Below are 22,405 nucleotides of genomic sequence, written 5' to 3' on the forward strand. Positions count from 1 at the left end.
GTGGGTGGAGGGCTTGCAGAACGGCCCCGGATGTGTCAGACCCCGCTCGTAGCGTCCGGGTCGACATCTTCCCCGTGTCGGCAAGGAGCACACCATGGCCATCTCCGGCCTCCCCACCCGCAAGCCCACCGGCCGCGTCCCGTGGCCGTGCGTCCTCCTCGAGGGCGAGGAGAAGGCGGGCAAGAGCTGGGCGCTGGCCCAGCTGAGCACCAGCGACCGGATCGGTCCGCTGTACTGGATCGACCTCAACGAGGGCGCCGGCGACGAGTACGGCGCCATCCCCGGCGCCCGCTACGAGCTCGTCGAGCACGACGGGTCCTACGCCCAGGTGCTGGCCGCCGTCCAGGCGGTCAAGGCCGAGGCCCGCCGCGCGGCCGACGCCGGCGAGAAGCCCGTCGTCCTCGGCATCGACACCGGCTCGGCGATCTGGGACGGGCTCAAGGACTGGGCGAGCGCGCGCGCCGCGCGGTCCGCCCGCAACCGCGAGCTGCTCAAGCGCGACCCCAACGCCGAGATCACCATCAGCCAGAACCTGTGGAACGACGCCGGCTCCCGCTGGCGCAAGCTGCAGACCGAGCTGCTGACCTTCCCGGGCATCGTCGTGGTGACCGCCCGCGGCAAGGAGGTCACCGAGGTCGACGCCAACGGCCGTCCCATCGAGGGCCAGAAGACCTGGTCGGTGCAGATGCACCGCGAGTTCCCCTACGCCGCCAGCGTGTGGGTGCGGCTGCGGCGCGGGCGCCGCCCGCTGATCGTCGGCGCGCGCAGCGTGCACGTGGGCATCAAGCCCAACGACGACCCGGCCCGCGAGGTCACCGACGAGAGGGCCGACGGGCGGCTGCTCGAGTGGCTGGTCTTCGACGCCCTCCGGTGCGACCCGGGCACCGCGCACGTCCGCGATCTCGTCGCCTTCCACGGCGGCGGGCTGCTCGAGCACGAGCGGGAGGACGAGGCGCGCACCGCGCGGGCCGAGCGCCGCACCGAGCACGACGCCGCCACGCCCGACGTCGCCGCGCTGGTGTCCCGGATCGAGGACGCCGAGGACGACGACGCCCTGCGCGACGTGTGGGGCGAGGCCAACCGGGGCGCCCTGCTCGGCGTCGAGGTCCCGACCCCCGGCGGCTCCTACACCGTCGCCGAGCTGATCCAGGCCCGTCACGAGCAGTTCCTCGAGGCGTCGGTGGCCAAGCACCCCGCCGGTCGCCGCCGGGCCGCCGCCCAGGCGCCCACGACGCCGGCCCCCACGACGCCGGCCGCGGTGGTCGAGGCCGCCCGCGCCGCCGCCGCGGCGGCGGCGCCGCGCACCGAGGAGGCCCCCGCCCCGGTCAACCCGCTGCTCGAGCCCTCGCCGACCCCCGACGAGCCGGGCGAGCGCCGGCTCACCGCCGCCCGCCGCGGCGTGCTCGCCAGCCTGGAGAGCCTGGGCGTCACCGACGCGCAGATCGCCGAGCGGTTCGGCCGGCCGGTCGAGCACGTGGCCACCAAGCGGCTGACCGCGCTGGTCCGCGACGTCATCGCCACCCAGCGCAGCGGCCGGTCGGTGGGGCAGCAGGAGATCCCCGCGTGACGGCGGTCCTGCCCGCCCGCCCGAGCGCGGCCGAGCGGCGGGCGGCCCCGAGCCTGGCGGCGGCGGTCCGCGACCTCGACCGCCGCCGGGCCCGGTCCCGGCAGCGGATGATCGGCGCCTCCGAGCTCGGCGAGTGCCGGCGCCGGGCGGCCTACCGGGTCGCCCGGCGCCGGCCCACCAACACCCGCACGGGCCTGCAGGCGTTCCTCGGCACCGAGCTGCACCGCGGGGTGCTGCGGGCGCTGCGCCGCCAGTACGGCGGGCTCACGGAGGTCGCGCTGCGCGGCGAGCAGGTCAAGGGCCGCTGCGACTGGTGGCACGCCCCGGTGGTCGAGGACCTCAAGACCACGTCCCGCTTCGGCTTCGAGCGGGTGCTCACCCGGGGCGTGCCGGCCAAGCACTGGTTCCAGGTCGCCGTCTACGCCTGGCTGCTGCGCACCGGCCAGACCGCCGACAAGCGGCTCGAGGCCGGCACGGCGCAGGACGTCGACGGGCTGCGCGTGCGGTACCTGTCCCGCGACTCGGGCGAGGACGTCGTCTTCGAGGCCGAGCACGACCCGACGCTCACCGCCGAGGCGATCGTGTGGCTCAGCGACGTCTACGCCACCGTCGAGGAGGAGGGCGTCGAGGCGGTCCCGCGCGACGGGTTCGGCCCGGGCGTGGACACCATGTGCGACTGGTGCCCGTTCCTCGACCTCTGCTGGGGCCCGCCGGTGGACCCGGAGACCGAGGGCGAGGTCTCCCGCCAGTCCCGCCTGACGGTCACCGACCGGGACTACGTCGAGGCCGTGCACGACTACGACGCCTGGCGCGCGGCCGAGAACGAGGCCCGCCGCCACAAGGAGTACGCGCGCGAGCGGCTGCGGGGCCGCTCCGGCCCGGCCGACGACCTGCACTGCGAGTGGTCCGGTGGCGTCCTGCGCGAGCAGGTCGACAAGGACGCCGCGGTCGAGCGGCTGGCCGAGCTCGGCGAGGTCGTGCCCACGCGGCGGGTCCGCAGCCCGCGGACGATCCGCGTCACCCGCGACCCCGCCCGGCCGGACTGAGCCCGCACCCGGTCCCCGATCCCCCCGGCCGGTCGCGCGACCGGCCCAGTCCCGGAGGCACCCCGTGACCACCGTCCCGACGAACGCCCTCGCCGCCGGCGAGGCGGTCCTCACCGGCGACGTCGTCGGCACCGACTTCGGCCTGCCCCTCGTCCGGCCGTCCCGGACCGGCCGCGACGGCCGCGTCCGCGTCGTGCGGGCGCGCTGCCGCACCTCCGGCGGCGTCGTCGTCTGGTTCACCGACGGCACCAAGACACCGCCGCTGCACGGCCGCACCGGCTGGCACACGGCCGGACCAGGAGCCGGCCCGGCCGCCGGCACCCGCCCCGGCGCGTGACCCCGCCGGGTCAGGACGCCCCGCGGCGCTCCTGCCGGTCCTCCTCGGCCACGGCGCGGAGGACCTCCTCCGCCGCCTGGGCCTCCATGTCCAGCCCGTCGAGCGTCGCCTCGACCTCCTCCAGCCGCTCCCACCAGACGCGCACCGCGTCGAGGTCGGCCAGGTCCGGCGGCTCCAGGGCCAGCAGCCCCCGGATCGACACGTCGGCCGCCTGCAGCACTCCCGAGTCGTCGTCGGGCGAGCGGGCCCGCGACGCCCAGAAGACCTCGGCCCACAGCGAGGCGATGCCGGAGGCGCCGGACGGCGGCACCTGGAGCGGGAACGCCCGGCGCCGGGCCCGCGCGACGGCGACCAGGCGCAGGGTGAGCAGCTGCCGCATCGGCCGCAGGAACCCGGGCGCGAGGGCCACCCGGTCCCGCGCCGAGCGGGCGGCGACCAGGCGCTCGCCGGCCGCGGTCACCTCCTGACCCGCGCGCCGGGTGCGCTCCCACAGGTCGTACGCCGTCAGCCGCTCCGGAGCGCGCGGCGGATCCTCCGCGTCGAACCCGTCGCTCACGCTGCCGGAGCCTAGAGCGTCCCGCCGACAGGTCCCGGCTGCCCCGCGGGCGCGGGCACGCGGCTGCGACCGGGGACGCCCGCGCGCCGCACCCCTTGCCGCGGACCGCGGACGGCCCCACCATGCTCTCCCGGACCTCGGACGAGATCGAGTCGGAATGGACCTGCACCGCACGGTCGTCCACGGAAGGCACCGCCGGAGGCGCACCCGCCTCCGGGGCGCCGCGGTCGGACTCGGCCTCGCGCTCCTCGCCGGGGTCGTCGTCGCCGTGTTCCTGTGGCCCGGCGGGTCCGCCTCGCCGGGACAGGCGGACGCGGCCCCCGCGTCGGCCGGTACGGAGGACGCCGCGCACGAGGGGCACACCCCCTCCGCGCCGAGCCGGGCCGCGCCGGCCGGCGCCCCGTCGTCGGCGCCGAGCGTCGCGGTCCCCGGTACGGGTCCCGCGGTCGCCGTCGGCCGGGCGCCGCACCACATGGCGCTCGCGCCCGACGGCCGCTCCGCCTACATCGCGGACCCCGTCGCCGGTGCGGTCATCCGGTTCGACCCCGCCCGGGGCGAGGCCGTGCGGACGATCCCCGTCCCGGAGGCGCCGCCGCAGCTGGTGACGTTCTCCCCGGACGGCACGCGGGCCTACGTCTCCGCCTACGACGAGGGCTTCACCGTCAACGTCCTCGTCACCCTCGACACCGCCAGCGACACCAGGATCGCCGCCGTGCCGGTCGGGCGGGGCCCGTACGCCGCGGCCACCACCCTCGACGGGCGCCTCCTGTACGTGCCCTACTTCGACGAGGACCACCTCGACGTGTTCGACACGACGTCGGGCGCGCTCGTCGACCGGGTCGAGGTCCCGCCGTCGCCGCACTGGGTCGCCTTCACGCCGGACCGGCGGTCCGTCTACGTCACCAACCACTTCTCCGACGTGGTGACGGTCCTGGAGCTCGAGGGCAACCGGGTGGAGGCGACGATCCCGGTGGGGGACGGCCCGCACAGCCTGGAGGTCTCGCCGGACGGGACGCGGATCGCGCTGGTCGACTACATCAGCGACGACGTCGTGCTGATCGACCCCACCACGAACACCGTGGTCGGCACCGTCCCGGGGGTGGGCGCCGGGCCGCAGGACGTCACCTGGTCCCCGGACGGCCGCCACCTCTACACGGCCAACGTGGACGACGGGACCGTCGCGGTGGTCGACGTGCGGTCCGGCGCCGTCACGGCGCGGATCCCCACCGGTGTCGACCCGACGAGCGTGTCGGTCACCCCCGACGGGCGCCGGCTGCTCGTCACCAACTTCGGCGACGGGACCGTCCGGCTGCTCGACGCGGCGGGCTGACCCGGGCGCCGTGCCCGCGCCGCGCGCCTACGCGGGACCGCCCCGGCCGAACACCGGGTCGCGCTTCTCGACGAACGCCCGCGCGGCCTCCGCGTGGTCGGCGGTGGCGAACGTGGCGAGGTGGTGGGTCACCTCGACGTCCATGTACTCGTCAAGCGGGGCGGTCAGCGCCAGCGCGACGTTCTCCTTCATCGACGCCAGCGCCGCGCGCGGCCCGTCGGCCAGCCGGCGCGCCACCGCCAGCGCCTCGCGCTCGAGCGCCTCCGACGGGAGGACCGCCGTGACCAGCCCGAGCCGCAGCGCCTCGTCGGCCGACAGCCGCGGCGAGAGGTACAGCAGCTCGCGGGCGCGCGCCGGGCCCACGAGGCGCACGAGGAACCACGCGCTGCCGTAGTCGCCGGCCAGCGCGACCCTGGCGAAGGCCGTGGTGAGCACGGCCGACGACGCCGCGTAGCGCAGGTCGCAGGCCAGCGCGAGCGACAGGCCCGCCCCCGCGGCGGGCCCGGGCAGCACCGCCACGGTGGGCTTGGGCATCCGCCACAGGCGCCCGCTGGTGGCGCGCTGGCTGGTCCGCTGCCGCCGCTCCGCGGCCGCGCCGGGCGCCCCGGGGGTCCGCTCGGCGAAGCCCTTGACGTCGCCGCCCGCGCAGAACGCGCCGCCCGCACCGGTCAGCACCACCGCGCCGACCGCGTCGTCCTCCTCGACCCGCGCGAGCGTCGCGCCCAGGGCGGTGAGCATCTCCTCGGACAGCGCGTTCCGGCGCTCGGGCCGGTTGAGCGTGAGCACGGCGACGCCGTCCTCGACGCGGGCCAGCAGCTGCTCGGTGCCGGTCTCGAGCTCGGTCACGTCTCCTCCTCCAGCGGGACGACCTCGAGGCGGACGCCGCCGAGGTCGGTGGTGCGGCGCGCGGCGCCCGGCAGCGCCAGCCGCGCGGCCGTCACGGCGGCGACGTCGCCCGTCCCGGCGGCGAAGGCCAGGTGCTGCCGGCCGCCGTCGAGCAGGAGCCGGGTCCCGTCGTCCTGCACCGGCACGTCCAGCACCGCGGCCCAGCGCCGGGCCACCGGGCCCGGGTCGGGGACGGCGACGGTGACCGCGCGCAACCCGCCGGCGCAGTCCGGGGCGCGCCCGGTCCAGGCGGGGCCCGCCCACCGCCACGAGCCGGCCGGGTCGACGGTGTCGAGGGCGAGCAGCACGCCGCCGGTGTCGCGCGGGTGCAGGTGCACGTCGACGACGTCGGGCAGCTCGACGCGGTGCACCTCGCGCACGCCGAGCGCGGCCAGGCGCCCGGCGTCCGGCAGCTCCGGCGGGCCGTCGGCCATGAGCATGTAGCCGCCGTCGCCGCCGTGCCGTGCCAGCCATCGGCCGGCCGCCGTGCCGGGCTCCGCGGGTGACACCACCTCGACGAAGTCGCAGCCCGCGGCGAGGACGGCGTTGGTGAGCCCGAACCGGCCGACGTCGGGGTCGTGGTGCGGCGCGGGCGCGGCGAGGAGCTCGCGCAGCGCCCGCTCGACCGGTGCCCGCTCCTCCGCGGCGAGCACGAGCTGGCGAAGGCGGACCACGCGGCCAGTCCAGCACGTGGGCAGACGGGGGACAACGCGGCGACGGGCAGCGACGACGCGGAGGCCCCTCCCGGTGTGCCGGGTGGTTGGCTGGGCGCCCACCTGCCAGAAGGGTCCGCGATGTCGCTCCTGTCCAGCTTCGCCGAGGCACTGGCCTCCGGCTCCCTCGAGGTCGTCGACCTCACCGCGCCGCTGTCGTCGTCGACGCCGGTCATCCAGCTGCCGCCGCCGTTCGCCCAGACGGCGCGCTTCGAGCTGGAGGAGCTCAGCCGCTACGACGACCGGGGCCCGGCCTGGTACTGGAACAACTTCCGCACCGGCGAGCACACCGGCACCCACTTCGACGCGCCGAACCACTGGGTCACCGGCCGCGACGGCGACGACGTCGCCTCGGTGCCGGCGGGCCGGCTGGTGGCGCCCGCCGTCGTCCTCGACTTCTCCGCTCAGGTGGCGGAGGACCCCGACTTCCTCCTCGAGGTCGAGCACGTGCAGGAGTGGGAGGCGGCGCACGGGCCGCTGCCCGAGGGCGGCTGGCTGCTGTACCGGACGGGCTGGGACACCCGTGCGTTCTCCCAGGAGGACTTCCTCAACGCCGACGAGAACGGCCCGCACACCCCCGGGATCTCGCCCGCCTGCGCGCGGTGGCTGGCCGAGGAGGCTCCGGTGATCGGCCTGGGGGTGGAGACGGTGGGCACCGACGCCGGCGCCGCGCACTCCTTCGACCCGCCGTTCCCCTGCCACGCGGCGCTCATGGGCAGTGGCAAGTACGGGCTGACCCAGCTGCAGAACCTCGACCGGCTGCCCCCGACCGGGGCGCTGCTGGTGGCCGCGCCGCTGCCGATCGTGTCGGGGTCCGGCTCGCCGGCGCGGGTGCTGGCGCTGGTCGAGCGCGGGTGAACGTCGCGCAGGCGGTCGGCGGGGCGCTCGTCCGCTGCGGCGTCGGCACGGTCTTCGGCGTGGTGGGGTCGGGCAACTTCCACGCCACCAACGCGATGGTCGCCGCCGGCGCCCGCTTCGTCGCGGCCCGGCACGAGGGCGGCGCGGCCACGATGGCCGATGCCTACGCCCGCACGAGCGGGACCGTGGCGGCGCTGACCCTGCACCAGGGGTGCGGGCTCACCAACGCGCTGACCGGCATCACGGAGGCGGCCAAGAGCCGCACGCCGCTGGTGGTGGTGACGGCGGAGGCGACCTCGCCGCGGTCGAACTTCGCGGTCGACCAGGCCGCGCTCGCCGGGGCGGTCGGGGCGGTGCCGATGCGGGTGGCGTCGGCGCGGGACGCGGTGGCGGTCGCCACCCGGGCGTTCGCCACCGCGCGCGACGGCCGCCGCGTCGTCGTGCTCAACCTGCCGCTGGACGTGCAGGCGGAGGAGGCCCCGACCGCGGAGGTCACCGCGCCGGAGGCCCCGACCGCGCCCGCGCCGGCGCCGGCCGACGTCGCGGCCCTGACCGAGGCGCTCGGGCGGGCGCGGCGCCCGGTGTTCGTCGCCGGCCGCGGGGCGCGCGCGTACCGGGCGGAGCTGGTCGAGCTGGCCGACCGGTGCGGCGCCCTGCTGGCCACCTCCGCGGTGGCGCGGGGGCTGTTCCGCGGCGACCCCTGGGACCTCGACGTCTCCGGCGGGTTCGCCACGCCGCTGGCCGCCGAGCTGATCGCCGGCTCCGACCTCGTCGTCGGCTGGGGGTGCGCGCTGAACATGTGGACGATGCGCCACGGCCGGCTGATCGCCGACGGCGCCGTCGTCGTCCAGGTGGACCTCGAGGCCGGGGCGCTGGGGGCGCAGCGTCCCGTCGACCTCGGGGTCGTGGGCGACGTCGGGGCGGTGGCCCGGGCCGTGAGCGCCGCCGTCGACGGCGGGGCGACCGGGCACCGCACCGACGAGGTCCGCCGGGCGCTGGCCGCGCGCCGGCGGTGGCGCGACGAGCCCTACGACGACGCCGGGGGCGACGGCCTGGTCGACCCGCGGACGCTGACCGTCGCCCTGGACGACCTGCTGCCGGCCGAGCGCGTCGTGGCGGTCGACTCCGGCAACTTCATGGGGTACCCGAGCATGTTCCTCGACGTCCCGGACGAGTCCGGGTTCTGCTTCACCCAGGCGTTCCAGTCGGTGGGGCTGGGCCTGGCCACCGCGATCGGCGCGGCGCTGGCCCGGCCCGACCGGCTGCCGGTCGCCGCCCTCGGCGACGGCGGCGCGCTGATGGGCGCCTCGGAGCTGGAGACCGTCGTCCGGCTCGGCCTGCCCATGGTGGTCGTCGTCTACGACGACGCCGCCTACGGCGCCGAGGTGCACCACTTCGGCCCGGACGGGCACCCGCTGGACACCGTGCGGTTCCCGGAGACCGACTTCGCGGGGATCGCCCGCGGACACGGGTTCTCGGCGGTGACCGTCCGCGAGCCCGGCGAGCTCGCGGCGGTGGGGAAGTGGCTCGCCGGGCCGCGGGACACCCCGCTGCTGGTCGACGCGAAGGTGACCCGCGACCGGCCGTCGTGGTGGCTCGAGGAGGCCTTCCGCGGCCACTGACCCCGGCGGCGTCAGGCGGGGAGGGGCTCCGGCCGCGGCGCCCGCCGCGCCGCCGCGGCGGAGGCCAGCGCGCTGCCGAGGACGACGGCGGCGGCGAGGGCGGGCAGCGCCAGTGCGGCCTGCGCGCCGAACCGCTCGACGACGCCGCCGGTGAGCGCCGAGGCGGTGGCCTGCCCGACGACGACCGCGGACCCGAGCATCGTCATCGTGGTGGTCGACCGGCCGGCCGGGCTCAGCTGCGCGGCGAGGCTGTACTGGCTGACCAGGGTCGGGCCGACGCCGAGGCCGAGCACCGCCAGCGCGACGAGCAGCACGGGCACCGACCCGGCGGACGCGTAGAGCAGCGTCCCGGCCAGCAGCAGTCCGCCGAACACGATCCACCGGGCCCGCAGCGAGAAGAGCGCGGGGAGGGCGGCGGAGCCGAGGGCCAGCGCGGCCGAGCCGATGCCCATGACGCCGTAGAGCAGGCCGGCGCGGTCGCCGTCGCCGTCGGCGGCGAGGAAGCCGGTGAGCGAGGTGAGCGTCGCGCCGAAGAACAGGCCGATCCCGAGCGCACCGGCGACGACGGTGACCAGCGGGACCCGGGCCAGCTCGCGGGCGGGCGCCGGGGGGACGGCGGTCTCCCGCGCGGCGTCGTCGACCCGGCCCGTGGGGTGCAGCGCGAACCAGGTGACGAAGACGAGCGTCAGCACGGCGGCGGCGGTCACGGCCAGCGACGGCGCGACCGCGGTGGCCAGCAGCCCGACGACGAAGGGACCGACGATGAAGACCACCTCGTCGGCCGCGGACTCGTAGGCCATCGTGCCGGTGAGCACCTTCTCGCGGCGGCTCGCGGCGACGGCCCTCCGGATGATGGCGACCAGGCGGGTGCGGGACATCGGCGCGACCTGCGGAGCGGAGACGCCGATCAGCAGCGCGAGCGCGAGGACGGCGGCGTCCGGGGCGCTGCCGCCGACGACCGGCGGGAGGGCCGCGAGCAGGGCCGCGTTGACCACCCCGACCGGGACGAGCACCCGGCGCTGCCCGAGGCGGTCGGCGGCCGCGCCCAGCAGCGGGCCGGCCAGCGCGGTGCCGAGGCCGGCGACCGCGGAGGTGAGGCCGCCGAGGACGACGGAACCGCGCTCGGCGACGACCAGGGTGAGGACACCGACGGTGATCATCGCGAACGGCAGCCGGGCGGCGAACGCGACGGGGAAGTAGGAGACGCCGGCGTGCTGGAGGAGCGCGCTGCCGGGGCGGCGGGTGTGGAACATGACCTCTGCTGTCGTGATCGAGCGCGCCGCCTTGCTCGGAACAGCAGGTAGTTGCACGGGTTCCCCTGGGGAACCCGACCATGGTACCCGCCGGCCCCCGCGGGTCCCCGCCCGTCAGAAGACCGCGTACCCGCCGTCGACCAGGACCGTCGTGCCGGTCTGGTAGCTGGATGCGTCCGCGGCGAGGTACACGGCGATCCCGCCGAACTCCTCGGGCCGGCCCCAGCGGCCCATCGGCACGCGGCGGATGACCCGGTCGGTGAAGACCTGCGAGGACTGCGCGGCGGCGGTCATGTCGGTGGCGGTCCAGCCGGGCAGCACGCCGTTGACGCGGATGCCGTGCCGGGCCAGCTCCACGGCGGCCGAGCGCACGAACGCCGTCAGCCCCGCCTTGCTCGCGCCGTAGGCGTGGTTGCGGGCGGCGCCGCTCAGGGCCGCCAGGCTCGCCACCGCGATCACCGAGCCGCCGGTGCCCTGCTCGACGAGCACCCGGGCGGTCTCGCGCAGCGTCCAGAAGGCGCCGTCGAGGTTGGTGTCCATGACGGTCCGGTAGTCGGCGGCCGTCGTCTCGACCAGCGGCGTGAGGGGGACGCCGAGCCCGGCGTTGACCACGACGACGTCGAGGCCGCCGAGGAGCGCCACCGTCTCCCGCACGCCCTCGGCGACCGCCGCCTCGTCGGAGACGTCGACCTGCCGGGCGTGCGCCACCGCGCCGGCGGCGGTGAGCTCGCCGGCCGCGGCCCGCACCCGCTCGGCCCGCCGTCCCCACAACGCCACCGACGCCCCGTGGTCGGTGAGCGCCCGGGCCATGGCCAGCCCGATGCCGGACCCGCCGCCGGTGACCAGGGCGCGGCGGCCGGTCAGGTCGAACAGGGCACTCACGCCAGCCGCCGCCGGACGACCGCGACCTGCTCGGGCGAGCCGATGAGCGCGCCGATCTCGTCCTGCTCGGCCTGCAGCCCCTCGGCCAGCGGCACGCGCCCGGCGAGGTCGAGCAGCCGCTTGGTGGCGCGGGTGGCGCCGCGGCTGTGCCCGGCGATCTCCGCCGCGAGGGCCTGCGCCCCGGCGAGCGGGTCGGCCGCCTCGCGGGTGGCCAGGCCCAGCCGCGCCGCCTCGCTGCCGCTCACCCGGCGCCCGGTGAGCGCGAGCTCCTTGGCGACGTCGCGGCCGACCAGCTCGGGCAGCAGCTGGCTGCCGCACATGTCGGGCACCAGGCCCCACTGCACCTCCATCACCGACAGCTGCGCGTCGGGCGCGACCAGCCGGATGTCGGCACCGAGAGCGACCTGGAGGCCGCCCCCGAAGGCGAACCCGTGCACCGCGGCGATCACCGGGGCGGGCACCAGCGACCAGACGTGCACGGCCTGCTGGCCCAGCGCCCGCGCGGCACCGAGCGGCTCCCGGGGGACGACGACGCGGCTGCCGTCGGCCATCGCGGCGAAGGAGGCGAGGTCCAGGCCCGCGCAGAACGCCCGTCCGGCGCCGGTGAGCACCACCGCGCCGACGTCGTCGCGGTCGACGAGCGAGGTGCCGACGGCGACCAGCGCCTCGAACATCGCCGGGTCCAGGGCGTTGAGCTTGTCCGGCCGGTCCAGCCGGACGGTCGCCACGCCGTCGGCCACCTCGAGCGCCACCCGGCGCGAGACGTCGTCCACGTCGCCTGTCTAGGGTCCGGGTGACACGGGTGTCAACGCGACGGGCGCGGACACGGGGGCGGGCAAGGACACCGACCGCCGGGTCCCCGGGCGCCGGGACCCCGGGCGGGCGACCCGGGTGCGGTTCGCCGGGGTCCGAGGTCTCTGGTCGGCCGCATGGCTCCGGTGGACGCTGTCGGTCCTCGACGGCTCGTCCCGAGGAGGCAGGCATGCACGTGTCGGTGTTCGAGTACCGGCTCAGGGGGATCGCGCCCGAGGAGTGGGCCGCGACCTGCGTCGAGCAGCTCGCCCCCGCCTTCGCCGCGGTCCCGGGCCTGCTGAGCAAGATCTGGCTGACGTCGGCCGACGGCCATCTCGGCGGCGTCTAGGTGTGGGCCGACGAGGAGGACCACCGGACCTTCCTGGCGGGCGACCTCGCCGCCGCCCTGGCCGCGGACCCCCGCATCGAGGACCTGACCATGCGGGACTGGTCGGTCGACGCAGCTCCCACGGCCATCACGCTGGGCCGGCTGCAACCCGCCTGACGGCGACCGCGGGATCGGGGACGTCCCGGTGGCGGGCGCCTCGGTGGAGCGGTCCGCACCGAGGCGCCGCGCGTCCTCCCGAGCGGCCGCGCCGGCGGCACGTCGCCGCCGGGAGGCCTCCACCTGCACCCACGCGCTGCGGGCGATCCCCGCCGTGGGTGAGCCGGCGCGGTGCTGGGAGGGTGCGGTGCTGAGAGGGTGCGGAGCGGCGCGTCACCGTGGCGTCACCGGCGTGGCGGGCCACGCCTGCCCGGTACCCGCCTCCTGCGCCGGGGCCGTGCCGGCCAGCGAGCCGGGTGCGGAGGCGTCCTCGTCCGTCGCCCCGACCACGAGCGGCAGCACCGACCGGTAGACCTCCGGGAACACGAGCACGACCACGGTCGGTGCCTCGAGACCCGCCGCGGCCGAGTCCGACGGCAGCTCGTCGAGGTACCGGCGCGCCGCGTCGTCGTCGCCCCACACCTCGACGCCGTGCAGGTCGGACCCCGATGGCCACGTGCGGCGGTGCAGGCACGGCCCCCCGGGCGCCAGGCGGACCGGTGGCAGCAGCCGCCGCAGCCGGGCCAGGTGCTCGGGTCCGGCGTCGGTCCAGCGGAGGTGGATGACGAGCAGCGACATGACGTCCTCCCGGGGGACCGCATCCGGCGTCGGCGTCCGAGACGCTAGGGAGGGCCGGCGACGAGCGTCTGTACGTACTCCTCCCCACGGACGGCGCCCTGCCGGCCGTGGAGGCGGGCGGGACCGCTCGCGGGCCCCGGCGCGGGGGTGCGGTGGCCCCCACGGCGCGGGGAGGGGACCGGTGGCGGGGGACGGGTGGCCCCGGTCCGTCCGCCGGGCTCGGGGGGCGCGGCGAGCAGGCCGGCGTCGCGGGCCCGCTGGACCGCCATCAACCGGTCCCGCACGCCCAGCTTCCGGTACAGGTGCTCGAGGTGCTTGTGCACCGTGCGGGGCGAGGTGTGCAGGCGGTGGGCGATCGCCTGTGCGGTGAGGCCCGCCCCGAGCAGGCGCAGGACGGCGAACTCGCGTTCGGTCAGGCCCAGGTCGCGGCCGTGGGCGCGGTGCTCCTCCGCTGCGCCGTGGAGGGCCCGGTGCTGGGCGAGCAGGACGGCGAGGGCGGGGAGGACCAGGCCGGCCAGCTCGACGTCGGCGTCGCCGTAGTCGTCGTCGGGGCGGCTGACCACGTACGCCTCGATCCCGTCGCCCACCCGCACCGGCAACGAGAGCTGGTGGGTGATCCCGAAGTGACGGGCGAACTCCGACCACTCGGCCGCCATCCCGGCGGGCGCCACCTCGCGGGGTACCCGGCTCAGGACCTGCGCCGCGGAACCGCCCGTCACGCGGTACCAGCGGATGAGCGGGTGCGTGGTCGCGTCCGGGAGCAGGCCGAGCGCCGGGACCTCCGGCAGGTAGTCGGCGGGCCAGCCACCGACGACGTGGTCGACCCAGCGGGAGTCGACGACGTTCCGTGAGCAGCAGGCCGCGTCGAAGGACTCGCGGAGCAGGCCCGCCACCCGCGCGTGGGGGAACTCCCGGGCGCGGGGCTGGCCTTGCAGGAGCTCCCCGACGAGGGCGAGCCATGCGGCGTGACACGTGGTGGTCCGCGACACCTCGCTGAGCGTATTGCGGTGGTCGCCGATCGTGGAGGGACCTTCGGCACCGTTCCGCTCGGCGTGCCCAGGTGCCGGATCGGCGACTACGCACACCTGCGTACGGCCTCAGCGCCGCCCACCCCCGGCGCCGCGCTCTCACTAGCGTTGCCCACCCGCAGCTGTCGTGCGTGCGTCCAGGGGGAGTCATGCCGGTCGGAGTGGTACACCCGCGTGTCAGGACCGCCAGCACCGACGAGGACGACCGGGCCGGTCCGGCGCGTCTCCTGCGCGACGCCTGACCCACCGGTACGTCCTCGGCACCGGGGAGGCGGTTCCCCTCGCCGGGCGGCCACCCGCCCACCTGCCGGCGCGCGCCCGCGGGACGTCCGGGCCCGGGCCGGACCTGGACGTCCCGTTCCCCCCTCCGGCGGTCCCGGGGCGGCCGCGCCCGACCGCCGGCGCGGTCCCGCGACGCGGAGCCGCCGTGCCGCATGCCCGCGTCGTGCCCGTCGGCCGCCCCGTCGGTCCTCCCCGGAGGAAGGAGGCCCCGTGGACAGCCCGTCCACTCCCCGCGTCACGCTGCTCGACGGCTTCGGCCTGCACCCAGCCGGATCCGGACGGCGATCCGTCACCGACCTGCCCCGCGCCGTGCAGCGGCTGGTGGCCCACCTGTGCCTGCAGCGCCGGGGAACGCGGTCGGCGACGGCCGCCCGCCTGTGGCCGGACGTGCCCGAGGACCACGCGCAGGGCAGTCTGCGGTCGGCGCTGTGGCGGCTGAACGGCGCGGTGCCCGGCCTCGTCGCGGCGTCGGGGGGTTCCCTGCACCTGACGGCCGACGTCCGGGTCGACGTGCGCGACCTCGACGCATGGGCACGGCGGGTCCTCGTACCGGGCACGGAGGCCGAGGGCCCGGCCCTGCCCGACCCGGTCCTCCTCGGGGACCTCCTGCCCGGTTGGTACGACGACTGGGTGCTCCTCGAGCGGGAGCGGCTGCGCCAGCTCCGCCTCCGGGCGCTCGAGGCGGTGGCCGTCCGGCTGGCCTCCGCCGGCCGCCATGCCGAGGCGCTGCAGGCGGCCCACGCGGCCGTCCGGGACGAGCCGCTGCGGGAGAGCGCCCACCGCGTGGTGGTCGGGGTCCACCTCGCCGAGGGGAACGTGGCGGAGGCGGTCCGCGCCTACGAGTTCTTCCGGGCCATGCTGGCGGACGAGCTGGGCGTCGCCCCGACCGAGCAGATGACCAGGCTCGTCCAGCACGTGCCACGGGTCCGCTGCACCGCACGTCCGGGACCGGAACGGCCTGACGCGTCGCGGCCCGGCCCGTGGTGGTGCGAGGCCCGGGCACCGGGAGACGTCCGGGGTGGCGCACACCCGTCGACGCGAGCGGCGCACCGTGGCCACGGTCCCGCCGCGCACGCCGGCGCGACCCGGTCCGGTGAGCACAGGTGCCCGCCGTTGACGTCCCGGTGACGGGGACGTGCGAGCGTCCGGCGGAGGGAGCGGCCAGGACGCCGCCCCGGGCAGCCGTGAGGAGGCGCCGTGACGGACACCCGGCCACGCCAGGACGGGCCGGCCGCCGGGCGACGAGGAGTCCCGACCCCGGGAGGCTGCTCCGCGCTGCGGGGAGCGGGCGGCGTCGTGAGCGGGGACGGGGGTCCGCGGTCATGACCGCCCGTGGGCCGGGGGCGGCCCGCCGCTGGAACGCCCCGCGGCGCCGCGTCCGGCCGGCGGGGACGTCGACGGGCGACCGGAGCGCCGCACTCGTCGTCCGGGTGTGGCTGGAGGACGGTGCCCGGGTCTTCCGCGGCCGCCTGACGACCATGGAGACCTCTCCCGGCGGGCGAGGCGGCGAGGAGGTGGGGGTGGCCGTCGTCGCCACCCCACGGGACGCCGCCGACGCCGTGCGCGCATGGCTGGACCAGTTCGTCGGCGACCCGGCGTCGGACGACGGCGACGGGTGACGTGCCGGTGCTCGTGAGCCGGCGGCACGTCGACTCTCCCGCCCACCTTCCCGACGGATGTCCGAGGGGGGATGTCCCGTGACCCGCGCACCGACCGCCCGGGTGACCCTGCTCGACGGCTTCACGCTCCGGATCGGTGACGACTCGCGGCCTCCGGTGCGGGACCTGCCGCGGGCGATCCAGCGGCTCGTCGCCCACCTCGCGCTGTCGCGGTGCCCGCACCGTGACGTCGTCGCCGGCGCCCTCTGGCCCGACGTGCCGGAGGGGCACGCCCACGGCAGCCTGCGGTCGGCCCTGTGGCGCCTGCGGCGGCTGGCGCCCGGGATGGTCGAGGTGTCCGGCGACGCGCTGGCCCTCGGGGCGGGTGTGCGCGTCGACGTCCGTGACCTCGAGACCTGGGCGGCACGGGTCCTCGGCCCCCGGGTCCCGGGCGGCGACCTCGCGCTGCCCGGTGAGGCACTCCGGGGCGAGTTCCTGCCCGGATGGCACGAGGAGTGGGTGTCGCTCGAGCGGGAGCGCCTGCGTCAACTGCGGGTGCACGCGCTGGAGGCGCTGGCCGACGAGCTCCTCCGCACCGGGCGGCCCGGCGAGGCGGTCGAGGCCGCCCGCGTCGCGGTCCACGGGGAACCGCTCCGCGAGAGCGGGCACCGGGTCGTGGTCCGCGCCCACCTGGCGGTGGGGGACGTCGTCGGGGCGCGCCGCGCCTACGAGTCGTTCCGCCGGGCGCTCGCGGACACGCTGGGGATCGCGCCCAGCCCGTCGATGACAGCGCTGCTCCCCGACCTCCGGCTGCGCCCCGACGGCGTCCGGCCGACACCGATGCCCGGCGTCCTCCGCGAGACGCCCGGGACCCACGGGAGCGGCTGACCCCCCGACCGGACCGTGTCCTCGTGCCCTCGGTCCGGTATCAGCGCCGTCGGCGCGCACCTCCTCCGGTCGACGACCTCACTCGTGATCGGGGAACGCGGATGGACCGGACACCGCGCGCTGCCGCGGCAAGCGGATCGCACGTCACGCTGCTCGACGGGTTCGCCGTCCGGGCCGGCCGGGCCACCGGCGGACCGGTTCCGGACGAGCTGCCCCGGTCGGTGCAGCGCCTCGTGGCCCACCTGTGCCTGACCGGCCGGCCCTCCCGCGCCGCGGCCGCCGGTTCCCTGTGGCCCGACGTCCCGGAGGACCGGGCACAGGCCAGCCTGCGCTCCGCGCTGTGGCGATTGCGCCGGTCCGCCCCGGGGCTCGTCGACGCGACGCACGACACCCTCCGCCTGGCCGCCGGCGTCCGCGTCGACGTGCACGACCTGTCGGGGTGGGCCGACCGGGTGTGCGACCCCCGTACCGGGACGGATCGGGTCACCCTGCCGCCCCCGGCTCTCCTCGGCGACCTGCTCCCCGGGTGGTACGACGACTGGGTGCTCCTCGAGCGCGACCGGCTGCACCAGGTCCGGCTGCACGCCCTGGAGACCGTCGCGACGCGCCTGTGCACCGCCGGCCGGCACGCCGAGGCGATCCAGGCCGCGTACGTGGCGATCCGGGCCGAGCCGCTGCGGGAGAGCGCCCACCGCACCGTCGTCCGGGCCCACCTCGCCGAGGGCAACCTCGCCGAGGCCATGCGGGCCCACGCGGCCTTCCGGGACCTGCTGTGGCGGGAGCTCGCCGTCCCGCCGTCCCGCCGGATGCAGGAATTGGTGTCCCGGTGGCAGGTACCCGCCGCGGCCCGGGACCTGCGCACGAGGCGCGTCCCGCATCCTCGGCCGGTGGTCGCCGCCGGGGCCGTCGGGGCGCAGCGTGCGTGACCGGACTGCCGTGGCTCCGGAACCCGCCGCCCGTTCCCCGTTGACGGGGCGGTGACGCCGCCCGCCCTACCGTGCGCCGCGACCGCGGAGAGGTCGCGGCCCGCACCGGAGGAGGTCGTCATGCCGAAACGCCTGGTGCTCTGCTGCGACGGCACGTGGAACACGGCCGGTCAGGAGCGCGACGGCCGCCCGTGCCCCACGAACGTCGCCAAGGTCGCCCTGGGGGTCGACCGCCGGGGCGGGGACGGCGTCGAGCAGCGGGTGTACTACCAGCAGGGGGTCGGCACCCGGCCCGGTGAGCGCCTCCTGGGCGGGGCCTTCGGCGTGGGCCTGTCGCGGAACGTGCAGGACGCCTACCGCTTCGTCGTCGAGCACTACGACCCCGGCGACGAGATCTTTCTCTTCGGGTTCAGCCGCGGGGCGTACACCGCGCGCAGCACCGTCGGGCTCATCCGCAACTGCGGGGTCCTCCGGCGCGAGCACGCGGGCCGGCTGGGGGAGGCGTACGCCCTGTACCGGTCGCGGGCCACGGGTCCGCGCGACCTCGAGGCGCAGCTGTTCCAGCGCGCCTACAGCTCCACCCCGCGGATCCGCTTCCTGGGGGTCTGGGACACCGTGGGCTCGCTCGGCATCCCGTCGGTCGGGCTCGGGCTCTCGAGGCTGCTCAACCGTCGCTGGGAGTTCCACGACACCCGGCTCAGCAGCACCGTCGACGCCGCCTTCCAGGCGCTCGCCATCGACGAGCGACGCGGACCCTTCGCGCCGACGCTCTGGGACCGGCGCTCGGTCGCCGGGCGCCCGGACGTCGAGCAGGTCTGGTTCAGCGGCGACCACTGCGACGTCGGCGGAGGGCACGCCCGGTCGGAGCTGGCCGACATCGCGCTCCTGTGGATGGTGGACCGCGCCCGCTCCTGCGGACTGGCGTTCCGCGAGGACGCCTACCGCTCGCCGGCCGACGGCGCCCCACCGGTCTACGACGGCCGGACCTTCCCCGTGGACCCGGATCCCCTGGGCGTCCTGCACGACTCGCGGACGTGGATCTTCCGCCTGCTGCGGGCCCACTCGCGGCCGATCGGTGCGGAGGACGCGTCCTCCGAGTCGGTGGCCTCGACCGCGGTCCGGCGGCACGAGGACCCCCGGGCGCGGTACGCCCCGCGCCAGCTCGTCGCCTACCTCGAGGGCAGCCCGCAGGTCACGCCGGTCCTCAGCACCGGGGCGCGCCAGGGCGCGCCCGCACTCACCGGCTGACCGGCCCGGTGAGGGACCCCACCGGACGGACCCACGAGAGGGAGGGCACCGTGACCGCCCCGGACCACCCGGCCCCCGTCCCGGTGTCCTGTGCCGGACCCGCCGCCGACCGGTCCGCACCGCCATGACGAGGGACACCCGACCGCGCACGGGCCGGGTCGACGCCCTCGCCGCGCACCTCGAGCCGGCCTTCCGCCTGCTCGCCCCGGCCGGTGACGCCTCCGGGGCCGACGACCTGCCCCGGCGGCTGGCCCGGGTGCTCGAGCAGCGGCCCGCGGACGTCGACGCCCTCTACGACCGCTACCTCGGCACCGCACCGCACGACGCCGAGGCCGGGCAGCAGCCGCCGACCGAGCCGTCGACCGTCCACTGGGTCCGCGAGCACGTCTGGAACGCACCGGGTTCGGTCTTCCTGGTCGTCACGGGGCTGGCGACCGCGACCTACGTCGCCTTCCGGACCCACCCGTCCTGGCAGGTCCCCGCCGCCCAGGCGTTCGCCGTGCTGCTGCTGGGGTTGCTGCCAGGCTTCCTCTACCTGCGGTTCATCCGCTTCCGCATCGGGCCCCTGTGCGACGAGTACGTCCAGGTCCTGCACCGGCTCGGCGTCGACGAGCCACGCTTCCTGCCCGAGCCCTCACGCTCCTCAGCGGCGTGGCGTCGGTGGTACGAGTCGGGCGGACCGGGCTACCGGGGCCGGCCGAGCAGCTACCGGAGCAGGTTCGTCGGGCAGTACGGGCGCTGGCCCGCCTCCGACGACGACGTGCACCGGGACACCCTCAGCCGGCTCGCCTCGGTCTACCTCTGTGTCGCCACCCTCACCGTGTGCTGGGCGTTCGTCGTCTGGTCCGCCCCCGTGGCCGACACGCTCCCCCGGCTGGTCGACGCGCTGCGGGCCGGCTTCCTCGGGGCCTACTTCTTCCTCCTCTCGCTGCTCATCCGCCGCTACTTCCAGAACGACCTCCGTCCCGGTGCCTACCTCGCCGGCGTCGTCCGGGTGGTGACGGTGCTGGTCCTCGTGGCCGGCATCGACCAGGTCTTCGCCCTGAGCGGTGCCCCGGCCGGGGGGCCGGACCCCCGGGAGAACGTCGTGGCCTTCGCCGTCGGCGTCTTCCCGACGGTGGGTGTGCAGCTGCTGCGCCGTGTGGTGGGGAAGCTGACCGGGCGCTTCCGGGGCGGCCTGGAGCCCCCGTTCCCGCTGTCCCAGCTGGACGGCATGGACATCTGGAGCGAGTCCCGTCTGGCCGAGGTGAGCATCGAGGACGTCGAGCACCTGGCCACGGCCGACCTGGCCGACATCGCGCTCGGCGCACGCATCCCGATGCAACGCATCGTGGACTGGGTGGACCAGTCCCTGCTCCTGCTCCGGACGGGACGGCCCCGGATCGACAACCTCGACGACCCGTGCACCACCTACGCCGAGCTGCGCGCCCTCGGCGTCCGGACGAGCACGGACCTGCTCGAGCTGGTCGACGCGCTCGACCTCGACCTGCGGCCGGGCGGCTGCTGGCCCGGTCCCGACTCGCCGGTCGCCCCGCTCGCCCTCGTGGCCGGGTGCCCTCCGCGGCCGGCGGGCGTCACGGCCGCGCCCGGGACACCGGGGCTGCCCCTGCTCACCCGCATGGCGCTGGCCGCCGTGACGCTTCAGCACGAGCCGAACCTCCGCCTGCTGGTGAACTGGCACCGCACGGCTCCGGAGGGTCAGCCGCCCGGGGGACCCCTCGGTGACCCACCGCCGGATACCGGGGAGCCGGAGGGCCGGCCGCTCGTCGGGACGGGTGGGGCTCCGGTGACGTCCCGGTGACGGCCGCCGCGTGAGGTGGGGCCATGACCGACGTGCTGCCAGGGGCGACGCCCGACGAGATGGTGCCGGGGGCCGCGGACGACGTGGCGCCCGGGGCCGTGCGTGCGGAGGCCGGGCTCCCGGCCCGGCTGCGCAGGATCCGGGCCGGGCGGAACACGGCCTTCGACCGGCTGGTCCTCGACCTCGACGGTCCAGTCCCGGGCGTGCGGGTGCAGTACGTCGACGTGCTGCGCCACCAGGGGAGAGGGGACGGGATCCCGCTGCGCGGCCGCGCCGTCGTCCAGGTCGACGTCCACCCGGCGACCGCGCACACCGACGACGGGCGCCCGACCCTCGAGGGCCCGCTCCCGGGGCTCGCCGGGTCAGCCGCCTTCCGGGACCTCGCGGACGCCGGGGACCTCGAGGCGCAGCTCACCTGGGGGATCGGCGTCGCGGCCCGCACGGGCATCCGGGCATCCACGCTCACCGGCCCGACCCGGGTCGTCGTCGACGTGTGGCACGCCGAACCGGGCACCGGCACCCGGCTGCTGCGCCGCGGGGACAGCGGCGCAGCCGTCGCCACCTGGCAGTGGCGGCTGGTGCTGGCGCTGAGCCGGGCTCTCGACGTCGATGAGCACTTCGGCCCCCGCACGGAGGCGTCGACCCGTGACTTCCAGCGGGCGCACGGCCTCGCCGCCGACGGCGTGGTCGGGCCCGCCTCCCGGGCGGCCATGCGGCACGCCCTCGGGCTCTGAGCCCTCGGCGCAGCACCCAGGACGGCCCGCGCCGCGGTGGCGACGGGCACCACGAACAGGAGGACCAGCCGTGGCCGACCACGAGACCCACCTCGCGCGCGCCGACGCCGGGCGCGCCCGGGCACTCGCGAAGACCGACTCCCCGTTCACCATCGAGGTCCGCTTCGTCGGCGGGCTCACCGACGCCCAGCGGGACGCGTTCGCCGCGGCGGCCGACCGCTGGGCGCGGGTCATCGTCGGTGACCTGCCCGACGTGCTGGTGGACGGCGAGGTGGTCGACGACCTGCTCGTCCTGGCGCAGGGCGTGCCGATCGACGGCCCGGGCCGGATCCTCGGGCAGGCCGGCCCCACGCACGTCCGCCCGGAGGCCGCCGGTGACGCGGCGTTCCTCCCGGTGAAGGGGATCATGTCCTTCGACACGGCCGACCTGGCCCGCATGGAGTCCGACGGCACGCTGCACGACGTCATCGCCCACGAGATGGGCCACGTGCTCGGCATCGGCACCATCTGGGACCTCAAGGGCCTCCTGCAGGGCGGCGGCACGGCCGACCCGACGTTCACCGGGCCGGGCGCCCAGGCGGAGTTCGGCGCGCTGCTGGGCAGCGGCCCGCAGCCGGTGCCCGTGGAGAACACCGGGGGCCCGGGCACGCGCGACGGCCACTGGCGGGAGAGCGTGTTCCGCGACGAGCTCATGACCGGCTTCGTCGGCGCCGCGGGCAACCCGCTCAGCCGCCTGACCGTGGCGAGCTTCGGCGACCTCGGCTACCAGGTCGACGTCGACGCCGCCGAGGCCTACGAGCTCCCGGACCTGATGGCCCTGGCCGTCAGCGGCGGGCTGGTGCCGCACGCCGCACCGATCGACGACGGGATCGTGCTGCCGTCGATCCCGGTCGTGCTGCCCGGCGGCAGCCTGCAGCCGGCCGGCTGACCGGACGG

Annotated in this window: 24 protein-coding genes; 16 read left to right on the forward strand and 8 right to left on the reverse strand. The window is 77.0% G+C overall.

The window, feature by feature from the left end; genetic code table 11:
- Positions 1–94: 94 nt before the first annotated feature.
- From ACI79X_RS03570 to ACI79X_RS03580, 3 genes are all read left to right on the forward strand, one after another.
- Entirely contained in the window at positions 95–1,567 is a 1,473-nt protein-coding gene (locus ACI79X_RS03570) for a hypothetical protein (RefSeq protein ID WP_457024036.1), read from the forward strand.
- Positions 1,564–2,613 carry a PD-(D/E)XK nuclease family protein gene (locus tag ACI79X_RS03575; protein WP_457024037.1) on the forward strand — a complete coding sequence of 350 codons (1,050 nt, stop codon included), beginning with the start codon at positions 1,564–1,566 and terminating at the stop codon, positions 2,611–2,613. Before ACI79X_RS03570 ends, ACI79X_RS03575 begins: the two co-directional genes overlap by 4 nt.
- 64 nt (positions 2,614–2,677) lie before the next feature.
- Positions 2,678–2,950, forward strand: a complete 273-nt coding sequence (locus ACI79X_RS03580) for a hypothetical protein (protein ID WP_457024038.1) — start codon at positions 2,678–2,680, stop codon at positions 2,948–2,950.
- A 10-nt stretch (positions 2,951–2,960) separates the two neighbouring features.
- Here the strand turns inward: ACI79X_RS03580 and ACI79X_RS03585 are convergent, their stop codons facing one another.
- Positions 2,961–3,506, reverse strand: a complete 546-nt coding sequence (locus ACI79X_RS03585) for a hypothetical protein (protein WP_457024039.1) — start codon at positions 3,504–3,506, stop codon at positions 2,961–2,963.
- 157 nt (positions 3,507–3,663) lie between these two features.
- Here ACI79X_RS03585 and ACI79X_RS03590 point away from each other — a divergent pair, with 157 nt between their 5' ends.
- A complete protein-coding gene (locus ACI79X_RS03590; protein WP_457024040.1) occupies positions 3,664–4,836 on the forward strand; it encodes a YncE family protein in 1,173 nt (390 codons plus the stop codon).
- Between the two features lie 27 nt (positions 4,837–4,863).
- Here ACI79X_RS03590 and ACI79X_RS03595 read toward each other — a convergent pair whose 3' ends face one another.
- Positions 4,864–5,682: an enoyl-CoA hydratase-related protein gene (locus ACI79X_RS03595; protein WP_457024041.1), complete on the reverse strand. Its 819-nt coding sequence runs from the start codon at positions 5,680–5,682 to the stop codon at positions 4,864–4,866.
- On the reverse strand, positions 5,679–6,395 hold the full coding sequence (locus tag ACI79X_RS03600) for a hypothetical protein (protein WP_457024042.1): 717 nt from the start codon (positions 6,393–6,395) through the stop codon (positions 5,679–5,681). Before ACI79X_RS03600 ends, ACI79X_RS03595 begins: the two co-directional genes overlap by 4 nt.
- Positions 6,396–6,515: 120 nt before the next feature.
- Here ACI79X_RS03600 and ACI79X_RS03605 point away from each other — a divergent pair, with 120 nt between their 5' ends.
- Positions 6,516–7,292, forward strand: coding sequence for a cyclase family protein (locus ACI79X_RS03605; RefSeq protein WP_457024043.1), 777 nt, complete (start codon positions 6,516–6,518; stop codon positions 7,290–7,292).
- The gene (locus tag ACI79X_RS03610) at positions 7,289–8,914 is read left to right on the forward strand and encodes a thiamine pyrophosphate-binding protein (RefSeq protein ID WP_457024044.1); all 1,626 of its coding nucleotides are present in this window, start codon (positions 7,289–7,291) and stop codon (positions 8,912–8,914) included. The genes ACI79X_RS03605 and ACI79X_RS03610 overlap by 4 nt, the downstream gene beginning before the upstream one ends.
- A gap of 11 nt (positions 8,915–8,925) precedes the next feature.
- Here the strand turns inward: ACI79X_RS03610 and ACI79X_RS03615 are convergent, their stop codons facing one another.
- The 3 genes from ACI79X_RS03615 to ACI79X_RS03625 all read right to left on the reverse strand — a co-directional run bounded on the left by ACI79X_RS03615 (position 8,926) and on the right by ACI79X_RS03625 (position 11,822).
- The gene (locus tag ACI79X_RS03615; protein WP_457024045.1) at positions 8,926–10,167 is read right to left on the reverse strand and encodes an MFS transporter; all 1,242 of its coding nucleotides are present in this window, start codon (positions 10,165–10,167) and stop codon (positions 8,926–8,928) included.
- A 114-nt stretch (positions 10,168–10,281) separates the two neighbouring features.
- A complete protein-coding gene (locus tag ACI79X_RS03620; RefSeq protein WP_457024046.1) occupies positions 10,282–11,049 on the reverse strand; it encodes an SDR family NAD(P)-dependent oxidoreductase in 768 nt (255 codons plus the stop codon).
- On the reverse strand, positions 11,046–11,822 hold the full coding sequence (locus ACI79X_RS03625; RefSeq protein ID WP_457024047.1) for a crotonase/enoyl-CoA hydratase family protein: 777 nt from the start codon (positions 11,820–11,822) through the stop codon (positions 11,046–11,048). Before ACI79X_RS03625 ends, ACI79X_RS03620 begins: the two co-directional genes overlap by 4 nt.
- Positions 11,823–12,031: 209 nt before the next feature.
- Here ACI79X_RS03625 and ACI79X_RS03630 point away from each other — a divergent pair, with 209 nt between their 5' ends.
- Positions 12,032–12,190 carry a hypothetical protein gene (locus tag ACI79X_RS03630; RefSeq protein WP_457024048.1) on the forward strand — a complete coding sequence of 53 codons (159 nt, stop codon included), beginning with the start codon at positions 12,032–12,034 and terminating at the stop codon, positions 12,188–12,190.
- Complete coding sequence (locus ACI79X_RS03635) at positions 12,191–12,346, forward strand: hypothetical protein (RefSeq protein ID WP_457024049.1); 156 nt, start codon at positions 12,191–12,193, stop codon at positions 12,344–12,346. It begins immediately after the preceding gene.
- 213 nt (positions 12,347–12,559) lie between these two features.
- Here ACI79X_RS03635 and ACI79X_RS03640 read toward each other — a convergent pair whose 3' ends face one another.
- Together ACI79X_RS03640 and ACI79X_RS03645 are read right to left on the reverse strand one after the other, a co-directional pair.
- Entirely contained in the window at positions 12,560–12,964 is a 405-nt protein-coding gene (locus ACI79X_RS03640; protein ID WP_457024050.1) for a hypothetical protein, read from the reverse strand.
- A 44-nt stretch (positions 12,965–13,008) separates the two neighbouring features.
- Positions 13,009–13,953: a response regulator transcription factor gene (locus ACI79X_RS03645; RefSeq protein WP_457024051.1), complete on the reverse strand. Its 945-nt coding sequence runs from the start codon at positions 13,951–13,953 to the stop codon at positions 13,009–13,011.
- A 531-nt stretch (positions 13,954–14,484) separates the two neighbouring features.
- Here ACI79X_RS03645 and ACI79X_RS03650 point away from each other — a divergent pair.
- The 8 genes from ACI79X_RS03650 (at position 14,485) to ACI79X_RS03685 (ending at position 22,397) form a co-directional block, all read left to right on the forward strand.
- Positions 14,485–15,402, forward strand: coding sequence for an AfsR/SARP family transcriptional regulator (locus ACI79X_RS03650; RefSeq protein WP_457024052.1), 918 nt, complete (start codon positions 14,485–14,487; stop codon positions 15,400–15,402).
- Between the two features lie 194 nt (positions 15,403–15,596).
- Positions 15,597–15,893: a hypothetical protein gene (locus tag ACI79X_RS03655; RefSeq protein WP_457024053.1), complete on the forward strand. Its 297-nt coding sequence runs from the start codon at positions 15,597–15,599 to the stop codon at positions 15,891–15,893.
- Between the two features lie 78 nt (positions 15,894–15,971).
- Positions 15,972–16,760 carry an AfsR/SARP family transcriptional regulator gene (locus tag ACI79X_RS03660; protein WP_457024054.1) on the forward strand — a complete coding sequence of 263 codons (789 nt, stop codon included), beginning with the start codon at positions 15,972–15,974 and terminating at the stop codon, positions 16,758–16,760.
- 101 nt (positions 16,761–16,861) lie between these two features.
- Positions 16,862–17,686, forward strand: coding sequence for an AfsR/SARP family transcriptional regulator (locus tag ACI79X_RS03665; RefSeq protein WP_457024055.1), 825 nt, complete (start codon positions 16,862–16,864; stop codon positions 17,684–17,686).
- A gap of 120 nt (positions 17,687–17,806) precedes the next feature.
- Positions 17,807–18,934 carry a DUF2235 domain-containing protein gene (locus tag ACI79X_RS03670; RefSeq protein WP_457024056.1) on the forward strand — a complete coding sequence of 376 codons (1,128 nt, stop codon included), beginning with the start codon at positions 17,807–17,809 and terminating at the stop codon, positions 18,932–18,934.
- Between the two features lie 124 nt (positions 18,935–19,058).
- Positions 19,059–20,735 (forward strand): hypothetical protein, encoded by a 1,677-nt coding sequence (locus ACI79X_RS03675; protein WP_457024057.1) that lies wholly within the window; start codon positions 19,059–19,061, stop codon positions 20,733–20,735.
- Positions 20,736–20,758: 23 nt separating this feature from the next.
- Entirely contained in the window at positions 20,759–21,469 is a 711-nt protein-coding gene (locus ACI79X_RS03680) for a peptidoglycan-binding domain-containing protein (protein WP_457024058.1), read from the forward strand.
- 70 nt (positions 21,470–21,539) lie between these two features.
- On the forward strand, positions 21,540–22,397 hold the full coding sequence (locus ACI79X_RS03685; protein ID WP_457024059.1) for a leishmanolysin-related zinc metalloendopeptidase: 858 nt from the start codon (positions 21,540–21,542) through the stop codon (positions 22,395–22,397).
- Positions 22,398–22,405: the final 8 nt, after the last annotated feature.

The sequence above is a fragment of the Geodermatophilus sp. SYSU D01119 genome, from assembly GCF_054049975.1.